At 67.3% G+C, this 23,861-nt stretch carries 27 protein-coding genes, 2 pseudogenes and 1 riboswitch; of the genes and pseudogenes, 9 read left to right on the top strand and 20 right to left on the bottom strand.

Annotation, left to right across the window (positions count from 1 at the left end; all coding sequences use genetic code 11):
* Positions 1–633: M56 family metallopeptidase (locus tag MBA17_RS21925; RefSeq protein ID WP_238498390.1), on the top strand; the 633-nt coding region annotated here is incomplete at its 5' end.
* Positions 634–699: 66 nt separating this feature from the next.
* Here the strand turns inward: MBA17_RS21925 and MBA17_RS21920 are convergent.
* The 6 genes and pseudogenes from MBA17_RS21920 to MBA17_RS21895 all read right to left on the bottom strand — a co-directional run.
* Positions 700–1,458: a CHAP domain-containing protein gene (locus tag MBA17_RS21920; RefSeq protein WP_238498389.1), complete on the bottom strand. Its 759-nt coding sequence runs from the start codon at positions 1,456–1,458 to the stop codon at positions 700–702.
* A 14-nt stretch (positions 1,459–1,472) separates the two neighbouring features.
* Positions 1,473–1,644, bottom strand: a riboswitch (cyclic di-AMP (ydaO/yuaA leader).
* A gap of 110 nt (positions 1,645–1,754) precedes the next feature.
* Positions 1,755–1,964: a hypothetical protein gene (locus MBA17_RS21915; RefSeq protein WP_238498388.1), complete on the bottom strand. Its 210-nt coding sequence runs from the start codon at positions 1,962–1,964 to the stop codon at positions 1,755–1,757.
* Between the two features lie 82 nt (positions 1,965–2,046).
* Complete coding sequence (locus MBA17_RS21910) at positions 2,047–2,526, bottom strand: nuclear transport factor 2 family protein (protein WP_238498387.1); 480 nt, start codon at positions 2,524–2,526, stop codon at positions 2,047–2,049.
* Between the two features lie 35 nt (positions 2,527–2,561).
* Complete coding sequence (locus MBA17_RS21905) at positions 2,562–3,185, bottom strand: pyridoxamine 5'-phosphate oxidase family protein (RefSeq protein ID WP_238498386.1); 624 nt, start codon at positions 3,183–3,185, stop codon at positions 2,562–2,564.
* A gap of 98 nt (positions 3,186–3,283) precedes the next feature.
* Positions 3,284–4,183, bottom strand: a complete 900-nt coding sequence (locus MBA17_RS21900) for an alpha/beta fold hydrolase (protein WP_238498385.1) — start codon at positions 4,181–4,183, stop codon at positions 3,284–3,286.
* Positions 4,184–4,237: 54 nt separating this feature from the next.
* A pseudogene (locus MBA17_RS21895) lies at positions 4,238–4,693 on the bottom strand (MFS transporter); the annotation flags it as partial.
* 242 nt (positions 4,694–4,935) lie between these two features.
* Here MBA17_RS21895 and MBA17_RS21890 point away from each other — a divergent pair.
* Positions 4,936–5,460 carry a CGNR zinc finger domain-containing protein gene (locus tag MBA17_RS21890; RefSeq protein WP_238498384.1) on the top strand — a complete coding sequence of 175 codons (525 nt, stop codon included), beginning with the start codon at positions 4,936–4,938 and terminating at the stop codon, positions 5,458–5,460.
* 234 nt (positions 5,461–5,694) lie between these two features.
* Here MBA17_RS21890 and MBA17_RS21885 read toward each other — a convergent pair whose 3' ends face one another.
* The 3 genes from MBA17_RS21885 to MBA17_RS21875 all read right to left on the bottom strand — a co-directional run bounded on the left by MBA17_RS21885 (position 5,695) and on the right by MBA17_RS21875 (position 7,213).
* Positions 5,695–6,399 carry a hypothetical protein gene (locus MBA17_RS21885; protein WP_238498383.1) on the bottom strand — a complete coding sequence of 235 codons (705 nt, stop codon included), beginning with the start codon at positions 6,397–6,399 and terminating at the stop codon, positions 5,695–5,697.
* Positions 6,400–6,608: 209 nt separating this feature from the next.
* Entirely contained in the window at positions 6,609–7,091 is a 483-nt protein-coding gene (locus MBA17_RS21880; RefSeq protein WP_238498382.1) for a CBS domain-containing protein, read from the bottom strand.
* Positions 7,088–7,213, bottom strand: a complete 126-nt coding sequence (locus MBA17_RS21875; RefSeq protein ID WP_455432813.1) for an adenine nucleotide alpha hydrolase family protein — start codon at positions 7,211–7,213, stop codon at positions 7,088–7,090. The genes MBA17_RS21880 and MBA17_RS21875 overlap by 4 nt, the downstream gene beginning before the upstream one ends.
* Positions 7,214–7,430: 217 nt before the next feature.
* On the opposite strand from MBA17_RS21875, the gene MBA17_RS21870 reads away from it, so the two are divergent.
* Positions 7,431–8,405, top strand: coding sequence for an NAD(P)H-dependent flavin oxidoreductase (locus tag MBA17_RS21870; RefSeq protein ID WP_274385721.1), 975 nt, complete (start codon positions 7,431–7,433; stop codon positions 8,403–8,405).
* A 310-nt stretch (positions 8,406–8,715) separates the two neighbouring features.
* Here MBA17_RS21870 and MBA17_RS21865 read toward each other — a convergent pair whose 3' ends face one another.
* Both MBA17_RS21865 and MBA17_RS21860 read right to left on the bottom strand, forming a co-directional pair.
* The gene (locus tag MBA17_RS21865; RefSeq protein ID WP_238498381.1) at positions 8,716–9,756 is read right to left on the bottom strand and encodes a zinc-binding dehydrogenase; all 1,041 of its coding nucleotides are present in this window, start codon (positions 9,754–9,756) and stop codon (positions 8,716–8,718) included.
* A 211-nt stretch (positions 9,757–9,967) separates the two neighbouring features.
* Positions 9,968–10,663 (bottom strand): DNA alkylation repair protein, encoded by a 696-nt coding sequence (locus MBA17_RS21860; protein ID WP_238498380.1) that lies wholly within the window; start codon positions 10,661–10,663, stop codon positions 9,968–9,970.
* A gap of 235 nt (positions 10,664–10,898) precedes the next feature.
* On the opposite strand from MBA17_RS21860, the gene MBA17_RS21855 reads away from it, so the two are divergent.
* A complete protein-coding gene (locus MBA17_RS21855; protein WP_238498379.1) occupies positions 10,899–11,072 on the top strand; it encodes a hypothetical protein in 174 nt (57 codons plus the stop codon).
* Positions 11,073–11,150: 78 nt separating this feature from the next.
* On the opposite strand, the gene MBA17_RS21850 is transcribed toward MBA17_RS21855, so the two are convergent.
* From MBA17_RS21850 to MBA17_RS21835, 4 genes and pseudogenes are all read right to left on the bottom strand, one after another.
* Positions 11,151–13,322, bottom strand: coding sequence for a xanthine dehydrogenase family protein molybdopterin-binding subunit (locus tag MBA17_RS21850; RefSeq protein ID WP_238498378.1), 2,172 nt, complete (start codon positions 13,320–13,322; stop codon positions 11,151–11,153).
* Positions 13,319–14,302: an FAD binding domain-containing protein gene (locus MBA17_RS21845; protein ID WP_238498377.1), complete on the bottom strand. Its 984-nt coding sequence runs from the start codon at positions 14,300–14,302 to the stop codon at positions 13,319–13,321. Before MBA17_RS21845 ends, MBA17_RS21850 begins: the two co-directional genes overlap by 4 nt.
* Positions 14,299–14,751 carry a (2Fe-2S)-binding protein gene (locus tag MBA17_RS21840; RefSeq protein ID WP_238498407.1) on the bottom strand — a complete coding sequence of 151 codons (453 nt, stop codon included), beginning with the start codon at positions 14,749–14,751 and terminating at the stop codon, positions 14,299–14,301. Before MBA17_RS21840 ends, MBA17_RS21845 begins: the two co-directional genes overlap by 4 nt.
* 270 nt (positions 14,752–15,021) lie before the next feature.
* A pseudogene (locus MBA17_RS21835) lies at positions 15,022–15,276 on the bottom strand (Dabb family protein); the annotation flags it as partial.
* Between the two features lie 559 nt (positions 15,277–15,835).
* On the opposite strand from MBA17_RS21835, the gene MBA17_RS21830 reads away from it, so the two are divergent.
* Complete coding sequence (locus tag MBA17_RS21830; RefSeq protein ID WP_238498376.1) at positions 15,836–16,018, top strand: hypothetical protein; 183 nt, start codon at positions 15,836–15,838, stop codon at positions 16,016–16,018.
* A gap of 278 nt (positions 16,019–16,296) precedes the next feature.
* Complete coding sequence (locus MBA17_RS21825) at positions 16,297–16,800, top strand: inclusion body family protein (RefSeq protein ID WP_238498375.1); 504 nt, start codon at positions 16,297–16,299, stop codon at positions 16,798–16,800.
* Positions 16,801–17,124: 324 nt separating this feature from the next.
* On the opposite strand, the gene MBA17_RS21820 is transcribed toward MBA17_RS21825, so the two are convergent.
* The 3 genes from MBA17_RS21820 to MBA17_RS21810 all read right to left on the bottom strand — a co-directional run bounded on the left by MBA17_RS21820 (position 17,125) and on the right by MBA17_RS21810 (position 19,093).
* Positions 17,125–17,493: a nuclear transport factor 2 family protein gene (locus MBA17_RS21820; protein ID WP_238498374.1), complete on the bottom strand. Its 369-nt coding sequence runs from the start codon at positions 17,491–17,493 to the stop codon at positions 17,125–17,127.
* Positions 17,494–17,718: 225 nt separating this feature from the next.
* Positions 17,719–18,015, bottom strand: coding sequence for a hypothetical protein (locus tag MBA17_RS21815; protein ID WP_238498373.1), 297 nt, complete (start codon positions 18,013–18,015; stop codon positions 17,719–17,721).
* Between the two features lie 250 nt (positions 18,016–18,265).
* Positions 18,266–19,093, bottom strand: a complete 828-nt coding sequence (locus MBA17_RS21810; RefSeq protein WP_238498372.1) for a class I SAM-dependent methyltransferase — start codon at positions 19,091–19,093, stop codon at positions 18,266–18,268.
* A 499-nt stretch (positions 19,094–19,592) separates the two neighbouring features.
* On the opposite strand from MBA17_RS21810, the gene MBA17_RS21805 reads away from it, so the two are divergent.
* Genes MBA17_RS21805 through MBA17_RS21795 form a run of 3 tightly spaced genes read left to right on the top strand, consistent with a single transcriptional unit; the run spans position 19,593 to position 22,368 of the window.
* A complete protein-coding gene (locus MBA17_RS21805; RefSeq protein WP_238498371.1) occupies positions 19,593–20,438 on the top strand; it encodes a peptidoglycan-binding domain-containing protein in 846 nt (281 codons plus the stop codon).
* Positions 20,439–20,496: 58 nt separating this feature from the next.
* Positions 20,497–21,387, top strand: coding sequence for a peptidase inhibitor family I36 protein (locus MBA17_RS21800; protein WP_238498370.1), 891 nt, complete (start codon positions 20,497–20,499; stop codon positions 21,385–21,387).
* Between the two features lie 33 nt (positions 21,388–21,420).
* A complete protein-coding gene (locus MBA17_RS21795; protein WP_238498369.1) occupies positions 21,421–22,368 on the top strand; it encodes a peptidase inhibitor family I36 protein in 948 nt (315 codons plus the stop codon).
* Positions 22,369–22,422: 54 nt separating this feature from the next.
* Here the strand turns inward: MBA17_RS21795 and MBA17_RS21790 are convergent, their stop codons facing one another.
* Positions 22,423–22,920: an NBR1-Ig-like domain-containing protein gene (locus tag MBA17_RS21790; RefSeq protein WP_238498368.1), complete on the bottom strand. Its 498-nt coding sequence runs from the start codon at positions 22,918–22,920 to the stop codon at positions 22,423–22,425.
* A gap of 798 nt (positions 22,921–23,718) precedes the next feature.
* Complete coding sequence (locus MBA17_RS21785; RefSeq protein WP_238498367.1) at positions 23,719–23,859, bottom strand: hypothetical protein; 141 nt, start codon at positions 23,857–23,859, stop codon at positions 23,719–23,721.
* Positions 23,860–23,861: the final 2 nt, after the last annotated feature.

The following is a 23,861-nucleotide window of genomic DNA, read 5'->3' as shown; positions in this document are numbered from 1 at the left end:
ACCAGTGGAGCCGTGCTGATCAGAGCCCGCGGCGAGCGTCGGCGCCACGCCGAGGCGCTCGCGCTACTCGGACGACACGACGGACGACTCGGCGCACTCGTGGTCGACTACGAGGAGCGGATGGCCTACTGCCTGCCCGGGAGAAACGGCCAAACCGTCATCACAACAGGCGCGCTGCGCTCGCTGGCCGCCGAGCAGGTCGCCGCGGTGCTCGCCCACGAACGGGCACACCTACGCGGACGGCATCACCTCGTCCTCGCCGGCGCGGAGACCCTGACCCGCGCATTCCCCCGGGTACCGCTGTTCGAACGCGCGCGCACGGAGATCGCCCGGCTGATCGAATTGCTGGCCGACGACGTCGCGGCCCGCCGCCATCCGCGGATCCACCTCGCAGCCGCCCTGGTCAGCCTCGCCACCGGACGCGTTCCAGCGTTCGCCCTGGGCGCGGGCGGCGCCACGGCCCTCACCCGTGTACGGCGCATGCTCAATCCCGGCGCCCCACTCGCTCGCAGGGAACGCCTCGCGGGCCTGCTCGCCGTCGGCGTACTGCTGGCCGGACCTGCCACAGTGGCTGCCGCGCCAGGCATCAGCGCCTTCCTCGCCCACCACTGCCACTCCCTCTTCACCTTCTGACGCGGGCAGCCAAATCGCCCCGCCGTGTTGCTAGGCCAGGCCCGAGGGCCTGGCCTAGCAACACGGTCAGGCGGGGACGGCCCGGTGCCGCTCGACCGACTTGCAGGCGTTGACTCCCTTAGCGACCAGGGTGGCGCAGAGCAGGAGCGTTAGCAGCGCGGCCGGTAGTGCACCGTCATGAATCGCTGGAGTCATGCTGGACCGCGCGTCGGGTGACGCCGCTGTGACGCTGGCGACAGTCTTCTGGTCAGCCGGCGAGAGATCGAACATGGCCGCAGATTTCACCGGAGTCTCTGTGTCACCACCGAAGGCGGCGGCTGCGGTGCCCTCTGACTCCTGGGCCAGGCTTCCGTCCTTGTTCTCCTGCACCTTCCTGGGCAGCCCGTAGCCGACGACATTGCTTTGGTCGCGTTCTTTGCGCTTCAACCAGATCGCGTCGACGTTGGCCTCGATCGTGGAGATGTTCTGTCCTTCCGCCTTCTCCACGATCCCCACATGGTCGATGCCTTCGACACTGTCGGAGCCGGCCCAGTCGTAGAACACCAGAGCTCCGGGCTCCGGCGTGTCGCTCCACGCGCCCTGCTCCATGAACCACTTCGCGTGGTCGACGGTGTAGGCGAACTCGCCGACGTACTGCTCCACGCCGGCCTCGTTGGCGGCCCAGGCGATGAACATGTCACACCAGGGCGCGGTCTTGAAGTAGGAGTCGCTCTGGTCGACATTGGCGTAGTACCAGTCGCCGAACTTGGTGTAGCCGTTGCTCTGTTCCCGGTAGCCGAGATCCTTTTGGGCAGCCCTGAGCAGCCCGTCAGCGATGGATGTCATGGGTTGGGGGAATGACCCTTTCTCCTTGACCGCCTACCGGGTTAGCTGACGGGTTCGGGCCAGGAGTCGCCCTACCACCGCGTGTGCGGCGGATTCACCCCGGGCGCGGATCGCTCCGCGCCAAGTGGGTCCCCGGTTCCCGCGACGGGCGTGCCTGTCGACGGTGGGATTCGGCGGCCGGCCGAGCCGCCTTCGGGGGTGAAGGCAAGTCACCTGGCCAGTACTATGCAATGTAGTAGATAGATGGAGAGCGTTGACTGAACCCGGACATAAAGGTCTAAAGATCTACCCTCAGCTCACATCTCTAGGGTGCGGATGGACCTCGTAAAGCGAGGGACGTCGATGAGATACGGAAAATGATCCTTCGATTGGTAGATCTCGCTCCGCGCCTGCGGCATGAGGGTCTTCAGCAACTCATCGTGTCCCGACCCGGGCGAACGGCTGAATACGGCGAGGTAGGGCACGCGGACCTCCCGTGCCGCCGACTCGACCTCCAACTGGAACACGTCCCTGGTCTTCCTCCAGTGGCGTTGCCAGCCGAGCAGCCGGTCACCCGCCCATGGCGGCCCAGTCTGCGGGCCGGCTGGATCAGCGCAGGGGGATGTCGGTGTGGTCACCGGTGGGTCGGGGACCGTGGATGCGTCGTTGGTCCGCGGTGATGGTGACGTCGTTGATGCTGGCCTCTCGGCGGCTCATGTAGCCGTGGGCGTCGAACTCCCACTGTTCGTTGCCGTAGCTGCGCCACCATTGGCCGGTCGCGTCGTGCCATTCGTATTGGAACCGGACAGCGATGCGGTTGTCGCTGAATGTCCAGAGCTGCTTACGCAGGGCGTAGTCGAGCTCACGCTGCCACTTGTCGGTGAGGAACGCCTCGATCTGTTCGCGGCCGGTGAGGAAGGTCGACCGGTTGCGCCAGGTGCTGTCGGGTGTGTAGGCGGAGGCGACGCGTCGGGGGTCGCGGCTGTTCCAGGCGTCTTCGGCGGCCTGCACCTTGATTGCAGCGGTGTGGGCGGTGAAGGGCGGCAGCGGATGGCGTAGGGGTTCAGCGTCGCGGTGGTCGGTGCTCATGTCGGGCTCCCTGTGGTGTCGGTCGGACCTTCTGGTCAGGATCTGCGCTCGTGTAGCTGCTGGCGAAGACCTGCGTTTTCAGCGCGAAGCCGGGTGAGTTCGTCGTGTACGGGTTCAAGGGCGTGGGCGAGTTCGTGTTCGGCCCAGCGGGGGGTGATGTGTTGGGAGCAGTTCCAGTCGTAGCTGTGCACGTCGACGGTGATGACTCGTTCCACCGTGCCCGGCTGCTCGGGCACGATCATGCCTTCGAGCAGGTCGGCCGGTGTGCCGTCGCGGACGTCGACGACGTGGGCGGTGCCGAGGATCTTGAGGCGTTGCCGGTGGGCGTAGTCCATGAGGAACAGCGACACCTGTGCCGAGGAGGCGAGGTTGCCAACGGACAGGTACTGGCGGTTGCCGCGCAGATCGGCCCAGCCGAGCACGCTGTGCCCGTCGACGGGCTCGAGTACGTGCAAGAAGCCAGGCGGGCCGCCGCGGTGCTGGAGGTAGGGCCAGCCACTCTGCCCGACGGTGGCGAGGTAGAAGCCGTCGCGGGCGGTGACGTAGGCGGCCTCGTCGGCGCCGAGCAGCGCGTCCGTGTTCCAGCCGGCGACCATCCGCTGGATTGCGGTGTGGCTGCCGTAACGCTGTTGCGCGGCGGCGACCGAAGCTGTGGTCAACTCTTGCAGGTACCGGTGTGGCATCAGGATTCCCCTCCATCGTCGCAGGGTTGAGTCGCGCGACGGGTCGCCCGGGGCGGCCGTGCGGGCTGAGTGAGTCAGTGCAGGGTGCGGCCGAGGAAGTCGCGGATCAGTCCGGCGATCTCGTCGCCGTGCGTCTCCAGGGCGAAGTGACCGGCGTCGAGCAGGTGGAGCTCCGCGTCGGGCAGGTCGCGGGCAAACGCGCGGGCGCCGTCAGCGCCGAAGATCTCGTCGTGCTCGCCCCAGGTGATCAGGGTGGGCGGCCGATGAGTGCGGAAGTACTCCTGGAAGACGGGGTAGGCGTCCAGGTTGAACTGGTAGTCGAAGAACAACTGCAGCTGAACTTCTTTGTTGCCGGGCCGGTCCAGCAGGGCCTGGTCAAGAGTCCAGGTGTCGGGGGTGAGCCGGTCGAGCCGGTCGGCGGGAACGCCGTGGGTGTACTGCCACCGGGTCGCATCGGGCTCCAGCAGCTTGCGGACGGCCGGCTCGTTCGCGGCGCGGTCCTTGGCGTGGGCAAACAACACATCCCAGAACGGGGTGAAGCCTTCGGTGTAGGCGTTACCCGACTGCACGATGATCGCGGTGACCCGCTGCGGGTGACGGGAGGCGATCCGCAACCCGATCGGGGCGCCGTAGTCCTGGATGTAGAGCGCGAAGCGATCCAGGCCGAGCTGGTCGAGCAGGCCCAGGGTGATGGTGGTGAGGTTGTCGAAGGAGTAGTCGAATTCGGTGACGGCCGGGGCGTCGGAGTAGCCGAAGCCGATGTGGTCGGGCGCGATGAGGTGGTACCGGTCGGCGAGGTCGACGATCAGGCGGCGGAACATGTGCGAGGACGTGGGGAATCCGTGCAGCAGTACCAGCGTCGGCGCCGCGGGATCACCGGCTTCCCGGTAGAACACGGTGCGACCGTCAACGGTGGCGGTGCGGTGATACACGGCACGCTCGCCGACGGCGGATCCGGGTACGGCGTTGCTCATGACGTTCTCCTTCTCGGAAGCGGTGGACAGCGGCCGGTTGACCGTTGCCGAGGATCAGGCGATGACAGGCGAGGTCGGAGTCGGTGCGGTGGGTGTGGCTGGTGGCAGCGGGTCTCGGAGGCCGGCGAGGCGCCAGAGGAGCAGGCTGCTCACCGCCATGACGGCCGCGGCGACGACGAAGTACGGCCGGTACGTGCCGGTCAGTGAGCGGGTCAGGCCGCCGGCGAGGATTCCGACGCCGGCGCAGATTTGGTGCAGCAGCCACACGTGGCCCATCAGCCGGCCCAGCGAGGCCGGTACCTGGCCGGCGGACAGCACCGCGACGGTCAGCGGGATGACCGGGAGCGATGAGAGTCCGAACAGCACGGCGAAGCCGAACAGTTGGTTGGCGCCGGTGCAGAACGCCGCGAGCAGCAGTGCGGCCCCGCGGACCACGTGCAGCGCCAGCAGCAATCTGCTCCGGCCGAACCGGTCGACCAGTCGGCCGGTGGCGGCCATCATCACGGCGCTGACCGCCGCCGCCGAGCTCGGTGGCGTATCGGGGCAGGTACAGCACCACGAAGTTCAGACCGAACGCCGCCGTCATCACCAGCATCGTCACCGCCACGATCCGCGGACCGGCGAACCGGCGAGCCGAAGACGGCGTGCGCGACATCCCGAACTCCTCTAACCACCGTGACAACTATGAACGGTAAGAAACTATGGTTCCAATGTCTCACCTGTCAAACTCTGGACGGGGGTAAGATTGGTGGATGATGCAGCGGCCACTGGTCGGCGAACCCCTCGCCCTCGACCTCGTGAACACGCAATGGGTGGACCGCGGCCGCAGCTTCGACCTGTTCGACGAACCCGGCGGCGTGCACGCCTGGCTGGCCGAGCACCAGCTCCCCGGCACGGTAGAGCTGACCGAGACTCCCCTGCGGCATGTACGCGCGGCGCTACGCAGCGTTCTTGAACGCCTCGGTCAGCGATCGGAGGAGGAACTCAATGCCGTCCTCGCCCGCGGCGCGGTGCATCAAACCCTGCGCCACGGTGTGCCGCGCGAAGAAGTCCACGTCGACGACGGATGGCTACCGGCCTGGCGGGCGGCCAACGACTACCTCGAACTGCTACGTCGGCAACCGTCACGAATCCGTCGCTGCGCCAACCCCGCCTGCGTCCTGTACTTCTACGACACCTCGCGCAACGGCACCCGACGCTGGTGCTCCATGAACGGCTGCGGCAGCCGCACCAAAGCCGCCCGCCACTACCAACGCAACCGGACGGCCACACCGTAGTTGATCTCCACGACCGACCAGCAGGCCTTCGACGTCACAGCGCGGGCCTGCGGCCTGCTGGGCCTGGCGGTATGCGGTGTGGGGGCGGGTGGATGGCGTCGTGGTCGTCAACCAGAAGTGGCTGGCCGGCTACCGGCAAGAGACATCATGTGCTACGCCCGCCCAGGCGGTAAGTGTTCATGGACCCCCGTGACAGGTCCGCCCTTACCTGACCTGTGACCACCCACAGCGCGATCATGTACCAGAGCCGAAGGCTCGAATCACTGTTCGCACCACCTCGGTTACGGCTTGAGACGCAGGTCGTAGCACGTTCCGGTGCACCCACTTGGCGGGCCGGACGATCGCCTCCCGCCAAGCCCACGCGATTGCGAGCCCCGTCCCGACCAGGACGGGCCTGACTGCGGTGCGCCACAGCCACCGCACCGGCCGTACAACTATGTGAAACAACACACGGCCGATGAACCGTACGACGACGGTGGCCACGCCCCAGGCATACGTCAGCGCGTCGGCGAGCACGCGGCCGAGAACGACCAGCACCGGCTTGATCCATCGATAGAACGCACGAAGGCCTTTGCCGATCATTTCAAACGCGTACACGAACGGGGTGATGACGATCAACAGCAGCCAGCCGAGCGCCCAGCCCACCGCCCGCCCGACCGGCGTGATCACGTACGTCCAGAGCCACCGGCCGACCGGAGTCAGCACCGCCCGCCACAACCAACTCAGCGGGATCTCCACGAGTACGGTGAACAGCCAACGCAGTGGACGCACAAGCACGTAATCAAGCAGCACGAGGATCGGCCTGATCACCCAGGCGTCCAGAGCCCGTCCGATCGCCGCGACCGCCTCCCACAACAGCCGCAGCGGCACGACGATAAGCACGGCGATCACCCGGGCCGGCCAGGTGAGGCAGCCGGACGGCTGGCTCTTCACGTTCACGCCTGTATGACGTCAGAACAGCACAAATCGTTCACGGCAAGATCGGAGCGGGCGAACTCCGTCTTCTTCTCGCCGAACAGCTCGGACTGGCGGGTCCTCTGGGCATCGAGGTCGGATTACAGCTGTGGGGCGATCCGTCGAACGCCACGACCATCTCTCATCTCATCGGTGAGCTCGCGTTCAGAGCCGGCGACGAGAGGGGGCGCCGATCATCTCGTCGGGACTGGGGGAAGCACTGGGACCAGGCGGAACATGCCTGTCATGAGTTCCGGCGGCTCCCGCCGCTCGGGGATCTCGCCCGCTACGGCGCGCAGCATGTCGGTGGCGGTCACCATCCCCACCAGCCTCGCCGACTCTCCCAGAACCGGGATCGCGTCGACCCCGGCGGCGAGCATCGCGGTGGCGACGTCGGCCAATCGTGCCTCCAGGGTGGTATGAGGACAGCGGTGTTCGCTGACCAGCGTGTGGACGTGGACGTGTGACTGCTCGATCGGGCCGCCAGACCAGTGGGCGGTGAGATCCTCGCGGGTGATCACACCCTGCAGCCTGCCGCCCGCATCCACGACCGGCAGGTGGTGGACGTCCGCGCGGCGCATGATCTCCCAGGCCAGCAGCGGTGACTCCTCCGGGGTGACGGCCACCAGGATACGGCTCATCACCTGCGCCACGGTCAGGTCGCGTACGTCGGTCATGTCTGCCCCCTGGGGCGTGCCACGGCGACGGGGCAGTGGGCGTGGTGCAGCACGCCATGGCTGGCCGAGCCCAGCGCGGGCGAGCCGAGGCCGTCCACGCCCACCACTACATGCGCCGTCATCTCTCCTCCTCGGTTCTTCCTTCCATCCGACCGTTTCCCCACGTCTTCCACAGCGGCCGAAAGACCTGTCCGTCAGGGACTTCCGGCCCTCGTCGTCGCCCCTTTGCGGTGGTGCGTTCGCGGCCGCTTAGCGGGGGAGCTATCTGGCCGCGAACGTCACAGTGAGTGAACGGTCCATTGAAGCCCGGGGCGTTGTCTCTGCGTACTGGCGAGGGGAATGATTGCGGTCGTGGCCTTGTCGACGGTGTTTACGAAGTTGTTCGGTGTGGAGCACCCAATCGCGTTGGCGCCGATGGGGGGATCGGCAGGCGGTGCCTTGGCGTCGGCTGTCTCTCGCGGCGGCGGACTCGGGTTGCTGGGCGCCGCGTACGGAGATCGGGATTGGATGGCCCGCGAGCTGCCGATTGTGGCGGGTGCCGGGAAACCGTGGGGTGTGGGGTTTCTGAGCTGGGCGATCGATGTCGGCGCGGTTGACCTGGCGCTGGAGCACGGCCCCAGGGCGGTGATGTTGTCCTTTGGAGATCCGAGCCCGTTCGTTGAACGCATCCGTGAGGCTGGTGCGGCGGTGATCATTCAGGTAACCGATCTCGAGGAAGCTCGGCAGGCGGTGGACCTGGGCGCCGATGTCATCGTGGCGCAGGGCACCGAGAGCGGTGGGCATGGTGCCCGGCACGGGCGATCCACGCTGCCGTTCGTGCCGGTCGTGGTGGATCTGGCTGCACCAGTGCCCGTTTTGGCAGCCGGCGGGATCGCCGACGGCCGCGGCGTGGCCGCTGCTCTGGCTCTGGGCGCTGCTGGGGCACTGATCGGCACCCGCTTCCAGGCCACGGCCGAGGCCCTGGTCGACCCCTCGATCACCAAGGCGATCGTCGAGGGGCGCGGGCAGGACACGGAGCGCAGCAGTGTCTCCGATATCGCCCGTGGAGCCCGGTGGCCGTCGTCGAAATACACGGCTCGCACCCTCGGCCACCCCTCCCTTGAACCCTGGCGAGGCCGGGAGGCGGAACTCGCGGTGACACCCGAAGCCCAGCTGGCCTATCAGGCCGCCGTGGCACGAGGCGACGCACCACCTTTGCCGGTGTGGGCGAGCGAAGCCATCGACCTCATCACCGACCTGCCCCCAGCGGCCGACCTTGTCGCCGCCCTCGCCACTCAGGCTGACACCGCGCTTGCCCGCGCGGGAAGAGACTGACGGGGGACGCCGCTCCGCGAACTGCTCGGCACCGAACCACTGGCCCCAGGCGACCTGCTGATCGTCACCGCGCTGTCCATCCTCGGCTACGCCGCCGTCCGCCTCGACCGGATCCTGCACCTGTCCCGCCCACACCGTCCACTCTGCGTCGGACAGGTCGGACACCGCAGCGCTTCGCCCAACGGAGACCCCGACCGCCTGCGCCGCGGGCCGGTTCACAGGCCGTGGATGCGGCGGCCGGAGAGCTGGTGCGGGGCGAAGCGGATGCACAGATGCCGCGCACCGCCTTCCGGCGGTGGTCGGCGGACCATCAACGGCGGTTCAGAACCACTTTGAGTGCGCCGGTCCCGGCGGGGTTGGCGAAGACGTCGTAGGCCTCGATGAAGTCGTCCAGCCCAAAGCGGTGCGTGATCATTTGGCTGACGTCAAGCTGGCCGGTGTTCAGCATGCCGAGCAGGACCGGGGTGGAGAACGTGTCGACCAGGCCCGTGGTGATGGTGACGTTCTTGATCCAGAGGTCTTCCAGGTGCAGGGTCGCGGGACTGCCGTGGACGCCGATGTTGGCGACCCGGCCTCCCGGACGGATCAGCCCGGTGCACATCTCGAAGGTGCCGGGGATGCCGACAGCCTCGATCGCCACGTCGGCACCCAGCCCCTCGGTCACCGAGTAGATCACTTCCAGCGGGTCGTCGCCGGGTTTGACGGCGATGTCCGCCCCGAACTGCTTGGCGGCCTGGAGACGGCTCTCGGCCATGTCGATCGCGATGATGTGCGCCGGCGAGAAGAGCCGGGCCGTGAGGATCGCGGCGAGCCCTATCGGTCCGACGCCGACCACCACCACGGTGTCGCCCGGACTGACGCGGCCGTTGAGCACTCCCACTTCGTAGGAGGTGGGCAGGATGTCGGCCAGCAGGACTGCTGCCTCGTCGGTTGTTCTGTGTGACAGTTTGTGGGCCGAGAGGTCGGCGAAGGGAAGCCGGGCGTACTGTGCCTGGACGCCGTCGATGTGGTGTCCGAGCATCCAGCCGCCGCCGTTGAGGCACTGTCCGTAGCTGCTCCGCCGGCAGTACCGGCACAGGCCGCACGCGGAGATGCAGGATGCCAGCACACGGTCGCCGGGTATGAGCTCCCGGACCCCGCTGCCCACGTCGACGACGGTCCCGACCGCCTCGTGGCCCAGGACGCGGCCGGCTTCCACTTCGGGTACGTCACCCCCGAGGATGTGCAGGTCGGTACCGCAGATCGTGACGGTGTCGACCTGGATGACCGCGTCACCGGGATCGATGATCGAGGGATCGGGCACCTCGGTCCAGGACTTCTCACCTGGCCCGCCGTACACCAGAGCCTTCATGGCTGCCTCCTCGTGTGGCGTCGCCTCTGTTTCCAGGGTGGGCTGACCTACGGCGTGCTGAGGAGAGCGCAAGGACCTGCGGACATGGGACCAAAGCCCCCATATGGTCCCGTAAGTCCTGAGGCCGGGTGACCTACGCCACCTGCTCGGGAGCCGTCACTGCGATATCGCAACAGTTCGTCGGCCCGGAGCCCGCGAACTCGTGGCACCTCTATCTCTCGTGCTGACGGCGCACCATCTCGGCGATCCAGACGGGCGCGAACGGAGACGTGCAGTTCGGGGGCGTCGGGTAATCCTTGAGCACTTCCAGGCGCTCGCCGATGTCGATCGCGCGGGCGCGGTGCTCGGCGTGCTGAATCCCGATCTGAGCCAGGCAGTGGTTCATCGCCCACTGCAGACGATCCGGGGCGTCCTTCATCTCCGCCTCGATGACATCGAGCAGTCCCGCCAGGTCGAGGCCCTCGGGCTTCTTCGCCACCCGCTCGGCGGTCAGCGCCCAGCCGGCACTCGCGACCACTGGATCCGGATCCGTGCCCCAGGCGAGGCGCAGCTCCTCGGAGTACGCGTTCTTCTTCACCACGTAGTTCACGAGCCAGTCGTGCACCTTGGGGGCGCGCGTCTCGCGCAGCATGGTGTCCAGCTCGTCGCGCTCGAATGCCTTCGGACGGCAGATCAGGATCGCCAGGAGCCTCGCCGCGGTGTCATCCGTCTCCCAGAGCTCGCGCGCGAGATCCTGCTGCGTCTTGAGCTGCTTCGCGAGCGCGCGTAGCTTGCCGAGGTTCACACCGTGATCGTCACCGTGCTTCTCATTCACCCTGCGCATCTTCGGGTCCTCAAGCACGGCCAACTCAGCCATGACCTGCGCCACCGTCGTTTCGGTCACCTCAGCCTCCTGTTTGTCGCGCATGAAATTTAGCCCACGGCTGATGGTGACTGATACGCCTTGGCGACCCGAGGTCGGATCGTCACTCCCCCTTCGCCAGGGGTTCTGGCAGGCTCGCGGCCATGGTCGACAAGCTGTTCTCTGATTCCCGGCTCGCCGCGCTGTACGACCTCTACTCGGCGTCGGCCTCACGCTCAACCTCATCGGGACACCTCCCGAAGAGCGCGATCCGGCCCTCCCCGACCGTCTGCGCGAGGCCGTGATCGCGTCGATCACCACGGCGGCCCCGACCGGCATCCCCCCGAGCGCGGCCCAGCGCGCCGTGGCCCTGAAGGCCGTACTCGGCGAGGTGCCCGACCTGTACAGCCTGGGCGAGCGGGCCTTGCTGAACGAACTCCTCGACCGCGCCGCGGACCACACCCCCGCCCGCTGACCCGGCCGACCGCCCAGCCGGGGCCGGCAGGGGGACATCGGCTCCGGGCGTCCGTCCTTCTGCCGGCGCGTACGGTGATCAGAGCAGCTTGTCCTGGGTGAAGGGGACCTCTCGAAGGCGGCGGCCGATGGCGTGGTAGATCGCGTTGCCGATGGCCGCGGGCACGCCCGTCCCCGGCGTCTCGCCGAAGCCGCGGGCGTTGAGTGCGGTGCTGTCAGGGTCCGGCCGGTCCACGAACAGGGCCTCCACCGACGGTGTGTCCGCGCAGACCGGGACCAGATAGGTGGACAGGTTCGGGTTGACGACCCGCGCCGTGTTCGGGTCCACCATCGTGTGCTCCATCACCGCGAAGCCGATCCCCCAGGTCACACCGCCGATGACCTGCCCGCGCGCGGTCCGGTGGTTGAGCACCCGTCCCAGGTCGTGCGCGGTCACGACCCTGGACACGCGCAACCTGCCCAGCCTGGGCTGGATCCGGACCTCCACGAAAACCGCGCCGAACGAGTGCCCGGGCGTGTTGGCCCCGCTTCCGCGGACCTCGACGAGGCGGCCGTGGCGGGCCATGAGGTCGCGGTAGCTGTCCCTGCGGCCGCGGTCGCCGCGGGCGAACAGGCGGCCGGCCTCGATCACGACGTCCTCGGCGGGCACGCCGTACAGCGGGGAGCGCGGGTCGGCGACGGCGAGCGCGATCACGGCGTCCCGCGCACTCCGCGCCGCCTGGGACGCCGGCCCGACCACGCTGGGCATCGTGGACGACCCCGCCGACAGGGACGCGGGCGGGTACGTGGTGTCGCCGAGCAGCGTCGTGACGTGGTCGAGCGGCATGCCGAGCCCGTCCGCGGCGACCTGGGTGAGCACGGTGTAGGTGCCGGTACCGATCTCCTGGGTGGCGGCCCGCAGGGTCGCCCGCCCGTCCAGCCCGATGGTGAGGCCGACCTCGGACTCGATCCAGCCGTAGGTATGGGTCTCGGTGGCCATGCCCCAGCCGACGTACTCGTCGCCGTCCCTGGTCGTCCCCGGCCCGGGTTTGCGACGGGCCCAGCCGAACGCCTCGGCCGCGGCCCGATAGCACTCCAGCAGGTACTTGCCGGCGTAGGGGTCGCCGGTCCGCGGGTTGACCCCGTTGTGGTTGCGTACCCGCAGCTCCACCGGGTCGATGCCGAGCTCGTAGCTCAGCTCGTCCATGGCGGTCTCCAGGCCGAGGTGCGCCGTCGTCTCCGGTGAGCGCATGTAGCTGGAGGTGGGCAGGTCCAGCCGTACGCCCAGCTGCCGCACGTGAACGTTCGGGCAGGCGTACAGGTGGAGCGTGGAGTCGCTGCCGTTGTAGACGTTCTCGTCGATGCGGGTCACCTGTGCCGTCGAGGTGTCGGCGATCGCGGTCAGGACGCCCTGCCGGGTGGCGCCGAGCCGGATGTGGTGGCGGTACTCGGCGCGGTGGCCGTTGGAGGTGTACATCTGCGCGCGCGACAGCACCAGCTTCACCGGCCGCCCGGCGAGCTGCGCCGCCGCCGCGGTGAGCAGCGTGTGCGGGTAGGTGGGGCCCTTGGCGCCGAAACCACCGCCCAGGTAGGGCGAGATGATCCTGACCTGGTCCGGTCTCATCCGGAACGCGTCCGACACGGCTTTACGGGCCAAGATCACGCCCTGTGTGCTCTCGTAAAGGATCAGCGTGCCGCCCTCCCAGACGGCGGTGGTGGTGTGCGGTTCGATCGGGTTGTGGTGCTGCATCGGGCTGCCGTAGGTCTGGTCGATGCGCACCTCGGCCTGTTCGAGCGCCGCGGCGGCGTCGCCGCGGGCGGTCTCGTTGGGTCTGTTGCGGAACTTGATCGGCAGGAACGCCTCGTCGAGCGCGTCCGCCAGCCGCGTGACGGCATCCTCCGCCCGGTAGCGGATCTTCACCAGGTTGGCGGCCTCCTGCGCCTGCTCCAGGGTCTGGGCCAGGACGTAGGCCACCGGCTGCCCGTTGTGGTGCACCCGCGTGTCCTGCATGGGAATGAAGGGCCTGTTGTAGGGGAAGTTCGGCAGAGTCAGCTTCGGCATGTCGGTGTGGGTGTAGACCGCGACGACCCCGGGATGTGCCAGCGCCGCCCTGGTGTCGATCTCCACGACCTCGCCGCGGGCGATCGTGCTCATCACCAGGAAACCGTGCAGCACACCGGTCACCTCGTTGTCCGCGGCGTAGCGGGCCGCACCGGTGACCTTCGCCCGGCCGTCCACCCGCGCCACGCCCTGCCCCACCAGCCCGCTCATCGAAGCCCTCCCAGATCGCTGAGGATGCTCACCAGCGCCCGCTGGACGAGCTCGACCTTGAACCTGTTCTCTTCGTACGGCTCGGCGTCCCTGACCAGGAGCCGGCCCGCCTCGGCGATCGCCTGCCCGGTGAGCGGCAGGCCCCGCAGCGCCGCCTCGACGCGGGTGTCCCGCCACGGGCGGGTGCCCACGCCGCCGAACGCCAGCCGTACGTCCTGCACCACGCGCCCCCTCGTCCGCAGCGCCGCCGCCACCGACACCACCGCGAACTCGAAGGTGGCCCGGTCACGCAGCTTCAGGTAGCGCGACTGCCCGGCGAGGGCGGTGCGCGGCACGTCCACCCAGGTGATCAGCTCGTCCGGGCGCATCGCGGTCTCCCGGTCCGGGGTGGACCCGGGAAGGAGGTAGAAGTCGGCGATGGGGACGGCGCGCGCGCCGCCGGGGCCGATCAGGTGCACGGTCGCGTCCAACGCGGTCAGCGCCACCGCCAGGTCCGACGGCTGCGTGGCGATGCAGTGGTCGCTGCCGCCGAGGATCGCGTGCCCCCGGTTGTGCCCGGTGATCGCCGGGCAACCGCTGCCCGGGACCCGCTTGTTGCAGGGCGAGGCCGAGTCGCGGAAGTACCCGCACCGCGTGCGCTGCAACAGGTTCCCGCCGATCGAGGCCATGTTGCGGACCTGCGGGGACGCCGAGGCCAGCAGCGCCTCCGACAACACCGGGAACTCCCGCCGTACCCCCGGATGCTCAGCGACGTGGCGCATCCGGGCCAGCGCGCCGACGCGCAGCCGCCTGCGGTCGACGGCGACCTCGCCGATGTCGAGCTGGTTGACGTCGATGAGGTGGTCGTGGGTCTCCGCGCCGTCTCGCATCAGGTTCAGCAGATCGGTGCCGCCCGCGACGAACGTCGAGTTCGCTGTCCTGGCGGCGATCCGTACCGCTTCGACCGGGCTGCCGGCGACCGTGTATCCGAAGGCTCTCATCGCTGTACCTCCTTCGCGGCGTCGGCGACGGCGGCGACGATGTTCCGGTACGCCGCGCAGCGGCACAGGTTGCCGCTCATCCACTCGCGGATCTCCGCCTCAGAACTCGTATGTCCCTCGTTGATACAGGCCACGGCGGATATGATCTGACCGGGAGTGCAGGCGCCGCACTGGAACGCGTCGTGCCGGATGAACGCCTCCTGCACCGGGTGCAGCTCCTCGCCCCGCGCCAGCCCCTCCACCGTGGTGACCTCGGCCCCCTGCCGCATCACCGCCAGAGTCAGGCAGGACTTGACCCGCTCACCGTCGACCAGCACCGTGCACGCACCGCACTCGCCTCGGTCACAGCCCTTCTTGGTGCCGGTCAGGCTCAGTCGCTCGCGCAACGCGTCCAGCAGCGTCACCCTGGGCTCCAGGACGACCTTGCGCAGCTGCTCGTTGACCGTCATGGTGACCTCCACCGACGCCCCGGCGGCGACCGCCTGAGCGGCGGCGGTATGGGGGGCCGCGGCGGCGGGAGCGGCGGCGATGCCCGTCCCGGCCGCGGCCGTTCCCGCCGCGGTCACCGCGATGGCCTTGAGCACGGTACGGCGGGTGTGCACGGGCCTCTCAGGTGGGGGATCGTGCTCCACTGGCGGCTCCAGGAGGCGTTGACGCAATTCGGCGATCTTCGCGGCCGTCTCCGGATCCGGGTCGTCGGTCAGAGCGAAGGAGACGACGTCCTCGACCAGCGGCAGTGCGATCTGGTCGGCGCGGCGGCGCGCGGGATGCGTCAGATATTCGCGGTAGCCGTCCAGGCCGTCGATCACGAAGATGGCGCCCCACTCGTGCTCACCGCTCCCGTCACGACCGACGGCGAAGAATCTCACCGACGGGATGACCCTGCCCTGTTCGCGAAGGCTTTCGAGAGCCTCCGTCCGCTTTCGCGGCGTTATATCCGGTTTGAAGGTGAACCGGCTGCCGTGATAGATCATCTCGCTCCCTTCTTCGTACGGATCGGTCTGGCGACATGCGACAGCCCAGGTCGGTCAGGGCATCGCGAGGCCGGTCGGTGTGTCGTCATCGGTCCTGCGTCTCGGCCTGTGGTGTAGATCAGCCGGGTTCGTGTGCCTTCTCGGGCGAGCGGCCGGTGCGTGCGCGGAGTCAGGAAGGGCCTCGATTACCTAGGAACCCGGCACCCTCAGGCGCCTGCACGGTGAGGTTGCCGATACCCGCTATCTGCGCCGGCGATCAGGACGACCGCCATGGTGGTGCTCCTTTTCGATTGATGTCCTGCCGGAGACCGATGACCGGCCCGGCGACCGACCTGCGCCGACGCCACCGCCCAGGTGTTGCGCCCTGGGCGCTATCGCTGATAGCAGTATTGCGTTATCGACTGTTACATGTCAACCGCCGCTAACGAAGACGTGTTAGCGCCATCACGCATGGCTGGCCTGCACCATCGTGACCGGCCACCTCGCTCCCACCCGGCAACTTCCCTGGCGGATCATGAATTTCCTCGATGATGCCCACCGGCTAGGACTCATTGCACTTGTGGAGGCCGGGTCCGCGGGCGAGCACACGGTGACCGGGGAGCGGGTGCTGGCCGCGCTGCCGCCCGCCGTGGCGGCCCGGCTGCTCGGCGAGGCCACCGAGACCGGCTGGACCAGCGTGACCGGCGAGCCCGCCGAGGGCATCGCACACTTCTGCTGCCTCTGGGGTGTTCGTGCTACTTGAGGCCCCAGTACGTCATGCCTAAACGCTTCCGTATTCTCAGAAACGAGCGATTCCGAATTCATGTGCGCACGGCCAACCCGATCGAATCGTGGCCACCGTATGTAACCGCACCAAGGTCACCAAGGCGTGCGACTCTCGGGCGGTGGGCCGGCAACCAATGAGAGTCCACTTAAGAATCTTGACCACAGATCTTGACAGTGGCTCATCGGCTCGGCAACATCACCAATGCGGATAATTAAAACAACCATGGTTTCGGACACGACAGGGAGAATTACTGCATGTCGGAATTCATCAACGTCCTCATCGCCATCGACGCGGAAACCATTCTCGGCAGGTTCGGTAAGAACACCGATCCGAACAGTCCGACGTCGATCCCCGACAGCAGCAATCTGATCTACATGACCACCCGGCAGAACCAGCTCGGGGGCGCTCCGGGCAGCGAGTTAACGATCAACGCCTCGCCCATGGACATCATCAGGTGGCGCGAGACGACACTATCCCTGAACGCCGAGTACACCGGCATTCTCTACCGGTTCAACGCCCTTTCCGGACAGAATCTAATCAGCGACCCCGTGCCGAGGTCGGTGGCTCTCAGCGAACCGCTGCCGAACAGTCAGGACCCGTTGAATCCCACCACCCAGAAAATCAACAGCTACTACTGGGAGTCCGAGGTCCTGGACACGGGGACGGTCACCTACAACTTCAGTTTCATGATTCTCAACCACAAGGGCGATAAGCAAGGCTACTACTACTGGGATCCCTTCATCAATATTCAGAACTGACGGAGTTAAATCTCCGTGGGCGAGTAGTCGGGTCCCGGATTCACGCCCACGCGCAGAAGCCCGTTCCCGGTGGTGGAACGGGCTTCTTCGCATGTCACCCAATCAATTGCAGACGTTGCTGCATCTGTCCGTTCCAGGTGGTCCTGTCGGTAGCGACGCCCGCTGAGCTGCCGGTCCGACAAGTACGTGTGCACGCTGGCGGTCCCAGTCGTTCACCTCAACCTGGCGGATTCCAGGCCCTGCGCAGGCCGTGGCGCTCAAGAAGCCGGGCGGCCCGGGGCATTGTCGTTGCCGACCGGGCCGCCCATGATCGAACTCCTCGGGTCAGCGGTAGTCGTTCTCCTTCAGTTCGATGACCCAGGCACGACGCTCGGCGATCTTGCCGTCGCGCATGACGAACACCTCTGCCATGGACATGCGCATCTCACCGCCTGCGACTCGCTTCACCGTCCCGGTGAGTTCCGCCATGACGACATCGCCCTGCTCGACCATGCGCACGACTTCCAGGTGGGGAGGGTCGATGAGTTCGGGCGGGCCGTCAATGGCCCCGTCATAGGCGTCTTTGCCGGTCAGGCGGAAGGCGCCGAAGACGGTCCACTGGATGTCGTCAGTCAGGCAGGACAGGATCCGCTCGTGATCGTTCTTACGGAAACCGTCCAAGTAGGTGTTGACGGTCTCGATGTTCCGTGACATGCGTACTCCATCGAATCGGATGCTTTCCATGGGGTACCGCCGTGCGAACCGGCGGTTCCCTTCGCAGGAAGGTCGGAGCGGCCACGGCGTTCTTGACATCACTCCGACAACTGACCCTGAACACCCGGCGCCCACGCCGACAGAAAGCGGTTGAACCCCGACGTCACCGCCGTCCGCGCCGAAACGACGCGCCGGCTGGACCTGCCCCCGGACCGGCGCGAGATCTCAGCTGCGTGTGCGGATCAGCATGACCAGTCCGGTGATGAACGACCCGAGCATGAACGGCGACAGGACCGCGAGGCCGCCCCACACGATGAGGCCGAGATAGCCGAGCGCGGACGAACTGTACGTCGAGTCGGCGTCAGCGGCCGCGAACAGCCCCAGGCCGAGGACGACACCGGCCACCGTGAGCGCGATCGGCGTCCACAGGAGCACGTGGGCCCACATCCGATACCTCCGACTGTAGACACGCCGGGCCGACGGCACGTTCGGCTGTGGGTGATACCCGACGAAGTCGCTCATGCCCCATTTGTACCAGCTCGCGTAGGCTCCGCTCGGGTCGGTGTCATAGACCGTAGTGCGCCACGAGGCGCTGATTTATCCGAATGGACGTGGGGGGAACAGTAGGAGGCGAACATCCGGCCAGCCGTACGGCCCGGCTCACCGCCAACGCACCCATGCCAAGCGGTCATGGTCACGGCTCGTCTCGCGACGGCTCTTCATCGCAGGGTCAGGGCGGTGGTCGCTCGATCTCCGTTCGAGTGGTGCGCGGTCACCCGTGACCCTGCACGCCCGCACCTTCCGAGGATGCCGGGCAGTACTGCCAGACGAATTCCAGCCACGGCGGGGCCACCGCTGAGAAGTGCCCCCAACTGCCCGGTTCCGCACCAGGGTAGTCGCTTCGGACTTCAGACAAGAGCGTCAGCAGGAAGCCTTCCTGGATCAGGCTGTTGACGATCCGGCTGAGTGTCTGCCTGTATTCCCTGGGTTCGCGGATGCGGTGGCCGGCCGACTCCCGGTCGTAGACCCAGTCTTGGTCGGGATAGCAGGTCGCGGCCTCGTCGGTGTAGGGCTGCTTCAGCGTGTAGCCCTCCCCGTTCCACGAGTCGTGGGTGAGCCCGGAGAAGAACGGGTTGGCGCACATCAGGTAGTAATAGCCGCCTCGTTCGACGACTCGCGCGACCTCGCGGAAAACGACCCGGGAGTCCGGGACGAAGGTCAGCGAGTATGGATGCCAGACCAGATCGAACGAGGAGTCGCCGAGGGCCGACAGGTCCCGCATGTCTCCTTGGATCGTGCGGATGCCGACGCCGTAGTGCTCAGCGGCCAAGCGGTCCCGCTCCAACTGCCCGGACGAGATGTCGAGAACCGTCACGTCGGCTCCGAGCAGTGCGAAGGCCGCGGACTGCTGCCCGCCTCCTCCTGCCAGGCAGAGCACCTTTCGGCCCGCCAGGTCGCCGGAGATGCCCAGCCTGTCCAGGCCCAGATAAGCCTGGGCCTTCTCCGCGTCCAGGTCGAGCATGGGGCGGGAGAACAACGCGTCCGCCTCCACAAGGGCTTCCCAGCGTTCCTCGTTGTAGTGGTAGACCTCATCCCGCACAGCGGACACGCTATCTGTCGTTCAACGGCCGGGGCGAACGATTTGGTCGGGCCTTGCTCGTCCGCCGAACGACTCGGCCGCGGCGTTGTCCAGGGCGCAGCCGACCCGGCCCATGGACTACACCACGCCCCAGTGCCGGCAGGCGGCCGGGAATCGAGCATCAAGCTCTCGGACGCGACGTACAGCTGATGATCGCGGTGTCGTACACCAGAGTCATCAACTTCTCGGATAGCCCGGCGGTCTGAGGCCTCGGCGTGAAGGTGCGGATTTCCCGTGGTGTGCGCCCGACGCCGCCGCAGAGCTTGTCAGGCACCCGTAAGAACCTGCGCAGCTGAGGGCTGTGCCATCGGATCACCTGTCAGATGGCGCGTACGCCCGTACGGAGGAGCCTGTCGGACAGGCTGACAACACCGATCTTCTTGCGGACACGTAAGCAATCCGAAACGTTGATTTCCGCCGCACAGGAATCGCCCCCCCAGTGCCTGAATCAGGAGTAATGATGAAGCTGCCCTCACGCGCCGCCATCCTCATGGCGGCCGCCCTGCTCGCTTCGCTGGCCGAAGCGCCCGGGACGTCGGCGGCAGATACGGCCGACGTCAGGGCCCTTCCGAGCGTGAACATGGAAGCCACTGTCAAGGCGGCCCAGATCGACCCGCGGCGGCCTGACGACACGCTGACCCCGGGCGCCAAGGCCAGCGTGCTCCTCGTTGAGCGGGCGCTACGCGACCGGCGGCTCCTCGACGCGAAGTGGGTCGACGGTTACTTCGGCACCACAACGGTCGCCGCCTACGCCGACTACCAGAAGTCTCTCGGCCTCACCGGTCTCGACGCCAACGGCCTGCCGGGCAAGATGTCGCTCTCCAAGCTCGGATCCGGCCGCTTCAAGGTCACCAACATCATCGATCCGGGCGCCCGGGTGTCCACCGGCGGTTTCGTCATCAACACCCGAACGCGAAACATGCTGGCCAAGGCGAAGCGGCTGCTCGGCCGCGACCTCAAGCTGGATCAGGGTTCGTACAACCCCGGGGGCGACCCCACGTCCGCCGGCACCCACGACGGCGGCGGCGTCGTCGACATCTCGGTAGAGGGGATGAAGCCCGCCACCCGGACCGCGGTCGTCCGCGCGTTGCGCCTTGTCGGCTTCGCGGCATGGGTGCGTAACCCCCGGCAAGACGACTGGCCGTGGCACATCCACGCCACTGCCATCAGCGACACCGGCCTCTCCAGCCAGGCCCAGCATCAGATCGGCGACTACTACCTCGGCCTGAACGGGCTCGCCGGCCGTGGCCCGGACGACGGCCCGAAGGTGACCATCCGCACCTGGGAGGAGTACCGGCGCCGCTGACTCCACCCGCTCAGCTGACCATCCGAAACTCAGGCTCCGCAGACAGAAGGAGAACAGCATGACAACGCTCACCAGGATCCTCACCGCGGCGACCGCCGCGATGGCGCTCGGCGGGACCGTACTCGCCACCGCATCACCCGCCTCGGCCGCGAACCGCGACGGCATCTGCCAGCCCGGCGAGTTCTGCTACTACTTCAACAGCAACACCCAAGGATCGGTCTCCGACTTCACCGGATCGATCGGCGACTACTCCACCACGCAGCCCTCCTGCTACGACTTCAAGGGACCCGGCGCCGGCAAGGGCAAGTGCATCAAGAACGCCGCCGCCTCCGCCTGGAACCGCAGCAGCCAGACCGTCCGCGTCTACTTCAACAGCGGTCACACCGGCGCCTACCAGGACTTCGCCCCAGGCGCCAAAGGCAACCTGACACCCACCCTCAAGAACCAGAACGCCTCGCACAAGTTCAGCCCGTCATCATCAGCGCGCGGCAACATGTCGTTCTCGCTGTACACGGCCAGCGGCAAGATCACCTGCGGCTTCGACGGTTACAGATCCACCCCCGGCCGGCACGAAGGCATCGACATCGCCCGCGGCGTGGGCGCGAATGTTCACGCCCTGGTGGCAGGCCAGGTCATCAACCTCGCACGCGGGCGCACCGGCAGGGCGGGACTTTCCACGATCGCCATCTACAACGCCTCATTAAAGAAGACGGTGATCTACCTGCACTCCGCTCCGCTGTCCTCCTTGCGCGTGGGCCAGCAGGTCAGCCGAGGCCAGATCATCGCCAAGGAGTCGTGGCATGGGGTGTCGAGCAAGTCATCCGCACACACCCACGTCGAGATGCGCCCCGGACGGCACGCGCGTGCGGCCAAGAGCGTCGGCGACCCGCACCTGGAGAACCCGAACCCGACCTCGTTCTGGAACTCCCAGGGCTACAGCGTCCGATAACGCACCGCGGCCTCCAACAAGAGGAAGACAACTGTGCCTTTACGAACTGTACGGATGATCTCGCGGCTCGCCGCGGCGACCACCGCGATGGTGCTCGGCGGGACCGTACTCGCCACCGCAGCACCCGCCTCGGCCGCGAACCGTGACGGTATCTGCCAGCCCGGCGAGTTCTGCTACTACTTCAACAGCAACACCCAAGGATCGGTCTCCGACTTCACCGGATCGATCGGCGACTACTCCACTACGCAGCCCTCCTGCTTCGATTTCAAGGGACCCGGCGCCGGCAAGGGCAAGTGCATCAAGAACTCCGCCGCCTCCGCCTGGAACCGCAGCAGCAAGACCGTCCGCGTCTACTTCAACAGCGGCTACACCGGCACCTTCCAGGACTTCGCCCCTGGCGCCAAAGGCAACCTGAAACCCGCCCTCAAGAACCAGAACGCCTCGCACAAGCTCCTGAGTTCCGCACCGCCGACCGGGTGCAAGACCGACGGCACGGACACCAAGCTGCCCACGACGATCCTCGTGTACCGGAAGTCCCTCAATCGCGTGGAGCGGGTGGAGTTCAAGACCTACGTCAAGAACGTCCTGCCCAACGAGTGGGTGTCGAGCTGGCCTGCGGAGTCCCTCAAGGCCGGGGCGATGGCCGTCAAGAACTTCGGCTGGTACTGGGCGCTGCGCTCGAACCGCAAGACGCCGAGCGGCCAGTGCTTCGACGTCTACGACCACACGTCGAGCCAGGTGTACAAGCCCGGCTCCGCGAAGGCGGTGACGAGCGCCGCGGTGGACGCGACGTGGGGCACCCGGCTGACCCGCAACGGGAAGATCTTCCGGGCCCAGTACTGCTCAACGACGACGGCGTGCGGCAACTGGGTCAACGGGGACTGGATGTCGCAGTACGGCTCTCGCGATAAGGCCAGAGCGGGCTGGAGTTACTCCAGGATCCTCCGGAACTACTACACGGGAATCGTTCTCAGCTCCTGAACCCCCTGAGACCGTCGGACTCTGGTTCCCCGCCGTGTCATGCGCGGCGGGGAACTAGAGTCCGTCGACGATGATCTGGAAGTTGACCGGCCGGCTTCCGGGGAACACGACCGTTCCCGAGGCGTCCACCATCTTGAATCGCACGTAGCACAAGCCCGGCTTCCTCGGCGTGGTGATGTCAGTCCGGATGTCGACTGTCTCGCCGGGTTGCGTGTCCTTGATCGGCACGTCGGGAATGGTCTGGCATTGATCAGCTTGTTGCGTGAGGTCGAGGCGCCGCAGCGAATATCCCTTCCACGGCACGGTTCCGGCGTTCTTGAGCCGCCATACCTTGGTCATGGTCGTGTCGGCGCCGACGCGTGTGCAGTCGGGGAGCGTGACGTCCGCGATGAACACGGCCGCATCGCCCTTGAATAACGGCGGGGCCGGAGGCGGGTTGGTCGAACGCACCGGGCACCCTGGGGACAGCGCAATCGATGGGCTGCCGGACGGGTTCGGGCTGGGTTCGTCGGGCGTGGAGTCGCGATTGACGGTGACCACGATGAGGATCACTGCCCCCATGGTGACGGCCGCTGTTGCGAACGCGGCCGGGCGGGTCAGCCGTAATCGCCCTCTGCTCCCCCGCGCAGGAAGCAGAGGCTGGACGTCGCCCGCGATCTCGTCGGGCGGCGTAGGCACGGATGCCGAGGTCTCGTCAGCCGACCAGGGCGCTTGCGACCCGATGGCGAGGTGCGCGGTACGAGGTTCCGCGGCACCTGTGGCGGGGTCTGCGAGTCCACCAGGCGGACGGTCCACCGAGATGTCCGCGCGGATTGCAGGATCCTCGGCGCTCACCGATCTGACCGCCCGGTTCGCTCTCTCCCAGCGTTCGCGATACGCGGCCGGGTCCGCGCCGCACGCCTTGACGAACTCGACGGTGGTCTCCCAACTCGGGAGCCGGTTACCCTTCGTGGCTTCGTGCAACGTCGTGTGGGAAATCGCCCCCGACCGGCCGGACATCTCCCGGAAAGGTGGATTGCCGACCGAGTCGCGCAGTCCCCGCAGGGTCGCCGCGAAGCCCTCGATCGCCTCCGCCCGTGCACGCCTGTCGCCCACCGTGCGAAGCTAACAGCACCCACGGTCTTCACTCAACCCGAACCGGTATCGGCGCGAAGCCCGCCCGGCTCATCCCCGCCGGCGACTGGAAGCGACTGAGCACCCGGCGTCTGCGCCTGTTGACCGCCGGCCGAGCTCAGCGAACTGGGTCTGGTGAGCCCGTGGCGCGCATGCTCCGGCCCTACTTCCCCGCCCTATCCCCGGCGACCGACGGGGGCTGGAGTTGGTGTGGAATGCCTGGCCGGCTCGGCCCCATCAGCCCGCGGCCCACCCGCCGCAGAACACCTCATTGAGGAGCTTCCCCAGCGCCTTCGGGAACACCTGCGCTTGGTCGATCGCGGCGTCCCCGGTGGCAATCGAGGCGGTCAGGGTCTTGCCGTCGGACGTGCTGTACATCA

Source organism: Dolomitihabitans soli, assembly GCF_022213955.1.
Taxonomy (GTDB): domain Bacteria; phylum Actinomycetota; class Actinomycetes; order Streptosporangiales; family Streptosporangiaceae; genus Streptosporangium_A; species Streptosporangium_A soli.
Note: the sequence above shows the minus strand (reverse complement) of the source record. Positions and strands in the feature narration are given on the sequence as shown.

Coding starts and splice junctions, on each gene's coding strand:
- MBA17_RS21875 (WP_455432813.1), bottom strand. CDS start 7,213: ATGACGGCGCATGTAGTGGTGGGCGTGGACGGCCTCGGCTCGCCCGCG.
- MBA17_RS21900 (WP_238498385.1), bottom strand. CDS start 4,183: ATGAGCAACGCCGTACCCGGATCCGCCGTCGGCGAGCGTGCCGTGTAT.
- MBA17_RS21840 (WP_238498407.1), bottom strand. CDS start 14,751: ATGACGGTCAACGAGCAGCTGCGCAAGGTCGTCCTGGAGCCCAGGGTG.
- MBA17_RS21860 (WP_238498380.1), bottom strand. CDS start 10,663: ATGCGCGACAAACAGGAGGCTGAGGTGACCGAAACGACGGTGGCGCAG.
- MBA17_RS21870 (WP_274385721.1), top strand. CDS start 7,431: ATGATTGCGGTCGTGGCCTTGTCGACGGTGTTTACGAAGTTGTTCGGT.
- MBA17_RS21865 (WP_238498381.1), bottom strand. CDS start 9,756: ATGAAGGCTCTGGTGTACGGCGGGCCAGGTGAGAAGTCCTGGACCGAG.
- MBA17_RS21805 (WP_238498371.1), top strand. CDS start 19,593: ATGAAGCTGCCCTCACGCGCCGCCATCCTCATGGCGGCCGCCCTGCTC.
- MBA17_RS21880 (WP_238498382.1), bottom strand. CDS start 7,091: ATGACCGACGTACGCGACCTGACCGTGGCGCAGGTGATGAGCCGTATC.
- MBA17_RS21845 (WP_238498377.1), bottom strand. CDS start 14,302: ATGAGAGCCTTCGGATACACGGTCGCCGGCAGCCCGGTCGAAGCGGTA.
- MBA17_RS21815 (WP_238498373.1), bottom strand. CDS start 18,015: ATGAGCGACTTCGTCGGGTATCACCCACAGCCGAACGTGCCGTCGGCC.
- MBA17_RS21785 (WP_238498367.1), bottom strand. CDS start 23,859: ATGTACAGCACGTCCGACGGCAAGACCCTGACCGCCTCGATTGCCACC.
- MBA17_RS21910 (WP_238498387.1), bottom strand. CDS start 2,526: ATGAGCACCGACCACCGCGACGCTGAACCCCTACGCCATCCGCTGCCG.
- MBA17_RS21825 (WP_238498375.1), top strand. CDS start 16,297: ATGTCGGAATTCATCAACGTCCTCATCGCCATCGACGCGGAAACCATT.
- MBA17_RS21820 (WP_238498374.1), bottom strand. CDS start 17,493: ATGTCACGGAACATCGAGACCGTCAACACCTACTTGGACGGTTTCCGT.
- MBA17_RS21850 (WP_238498378.1), bottom strand. CDS start 13,322: ATGAGCGGGCTGGTGGGGCAGGGCGTGGCGCGGGTGGACGGCCGGGCG.
- MBA17_RS21890 (WP_238498384.1), top strand. CDS start 4,936: ATGATGCAGCGGCCACTGGTCGGCGAACCCCTCGCCCTCGACCTCGTG.
- MBA17_RS21800 (WP_238498370.1), top strand. CDS start 20,497: ATGACAACGCTCACCAGGATCCTCACCGCGGCGACCGCCGCGATGGCG.
- MBA17_RS21920 (WP_238498389.1), bottom strand. CDS start 1,458: ATGACATCCATCGCTGACGGGCTGCTCAGGGCTGCCCAAAAGGATCTC.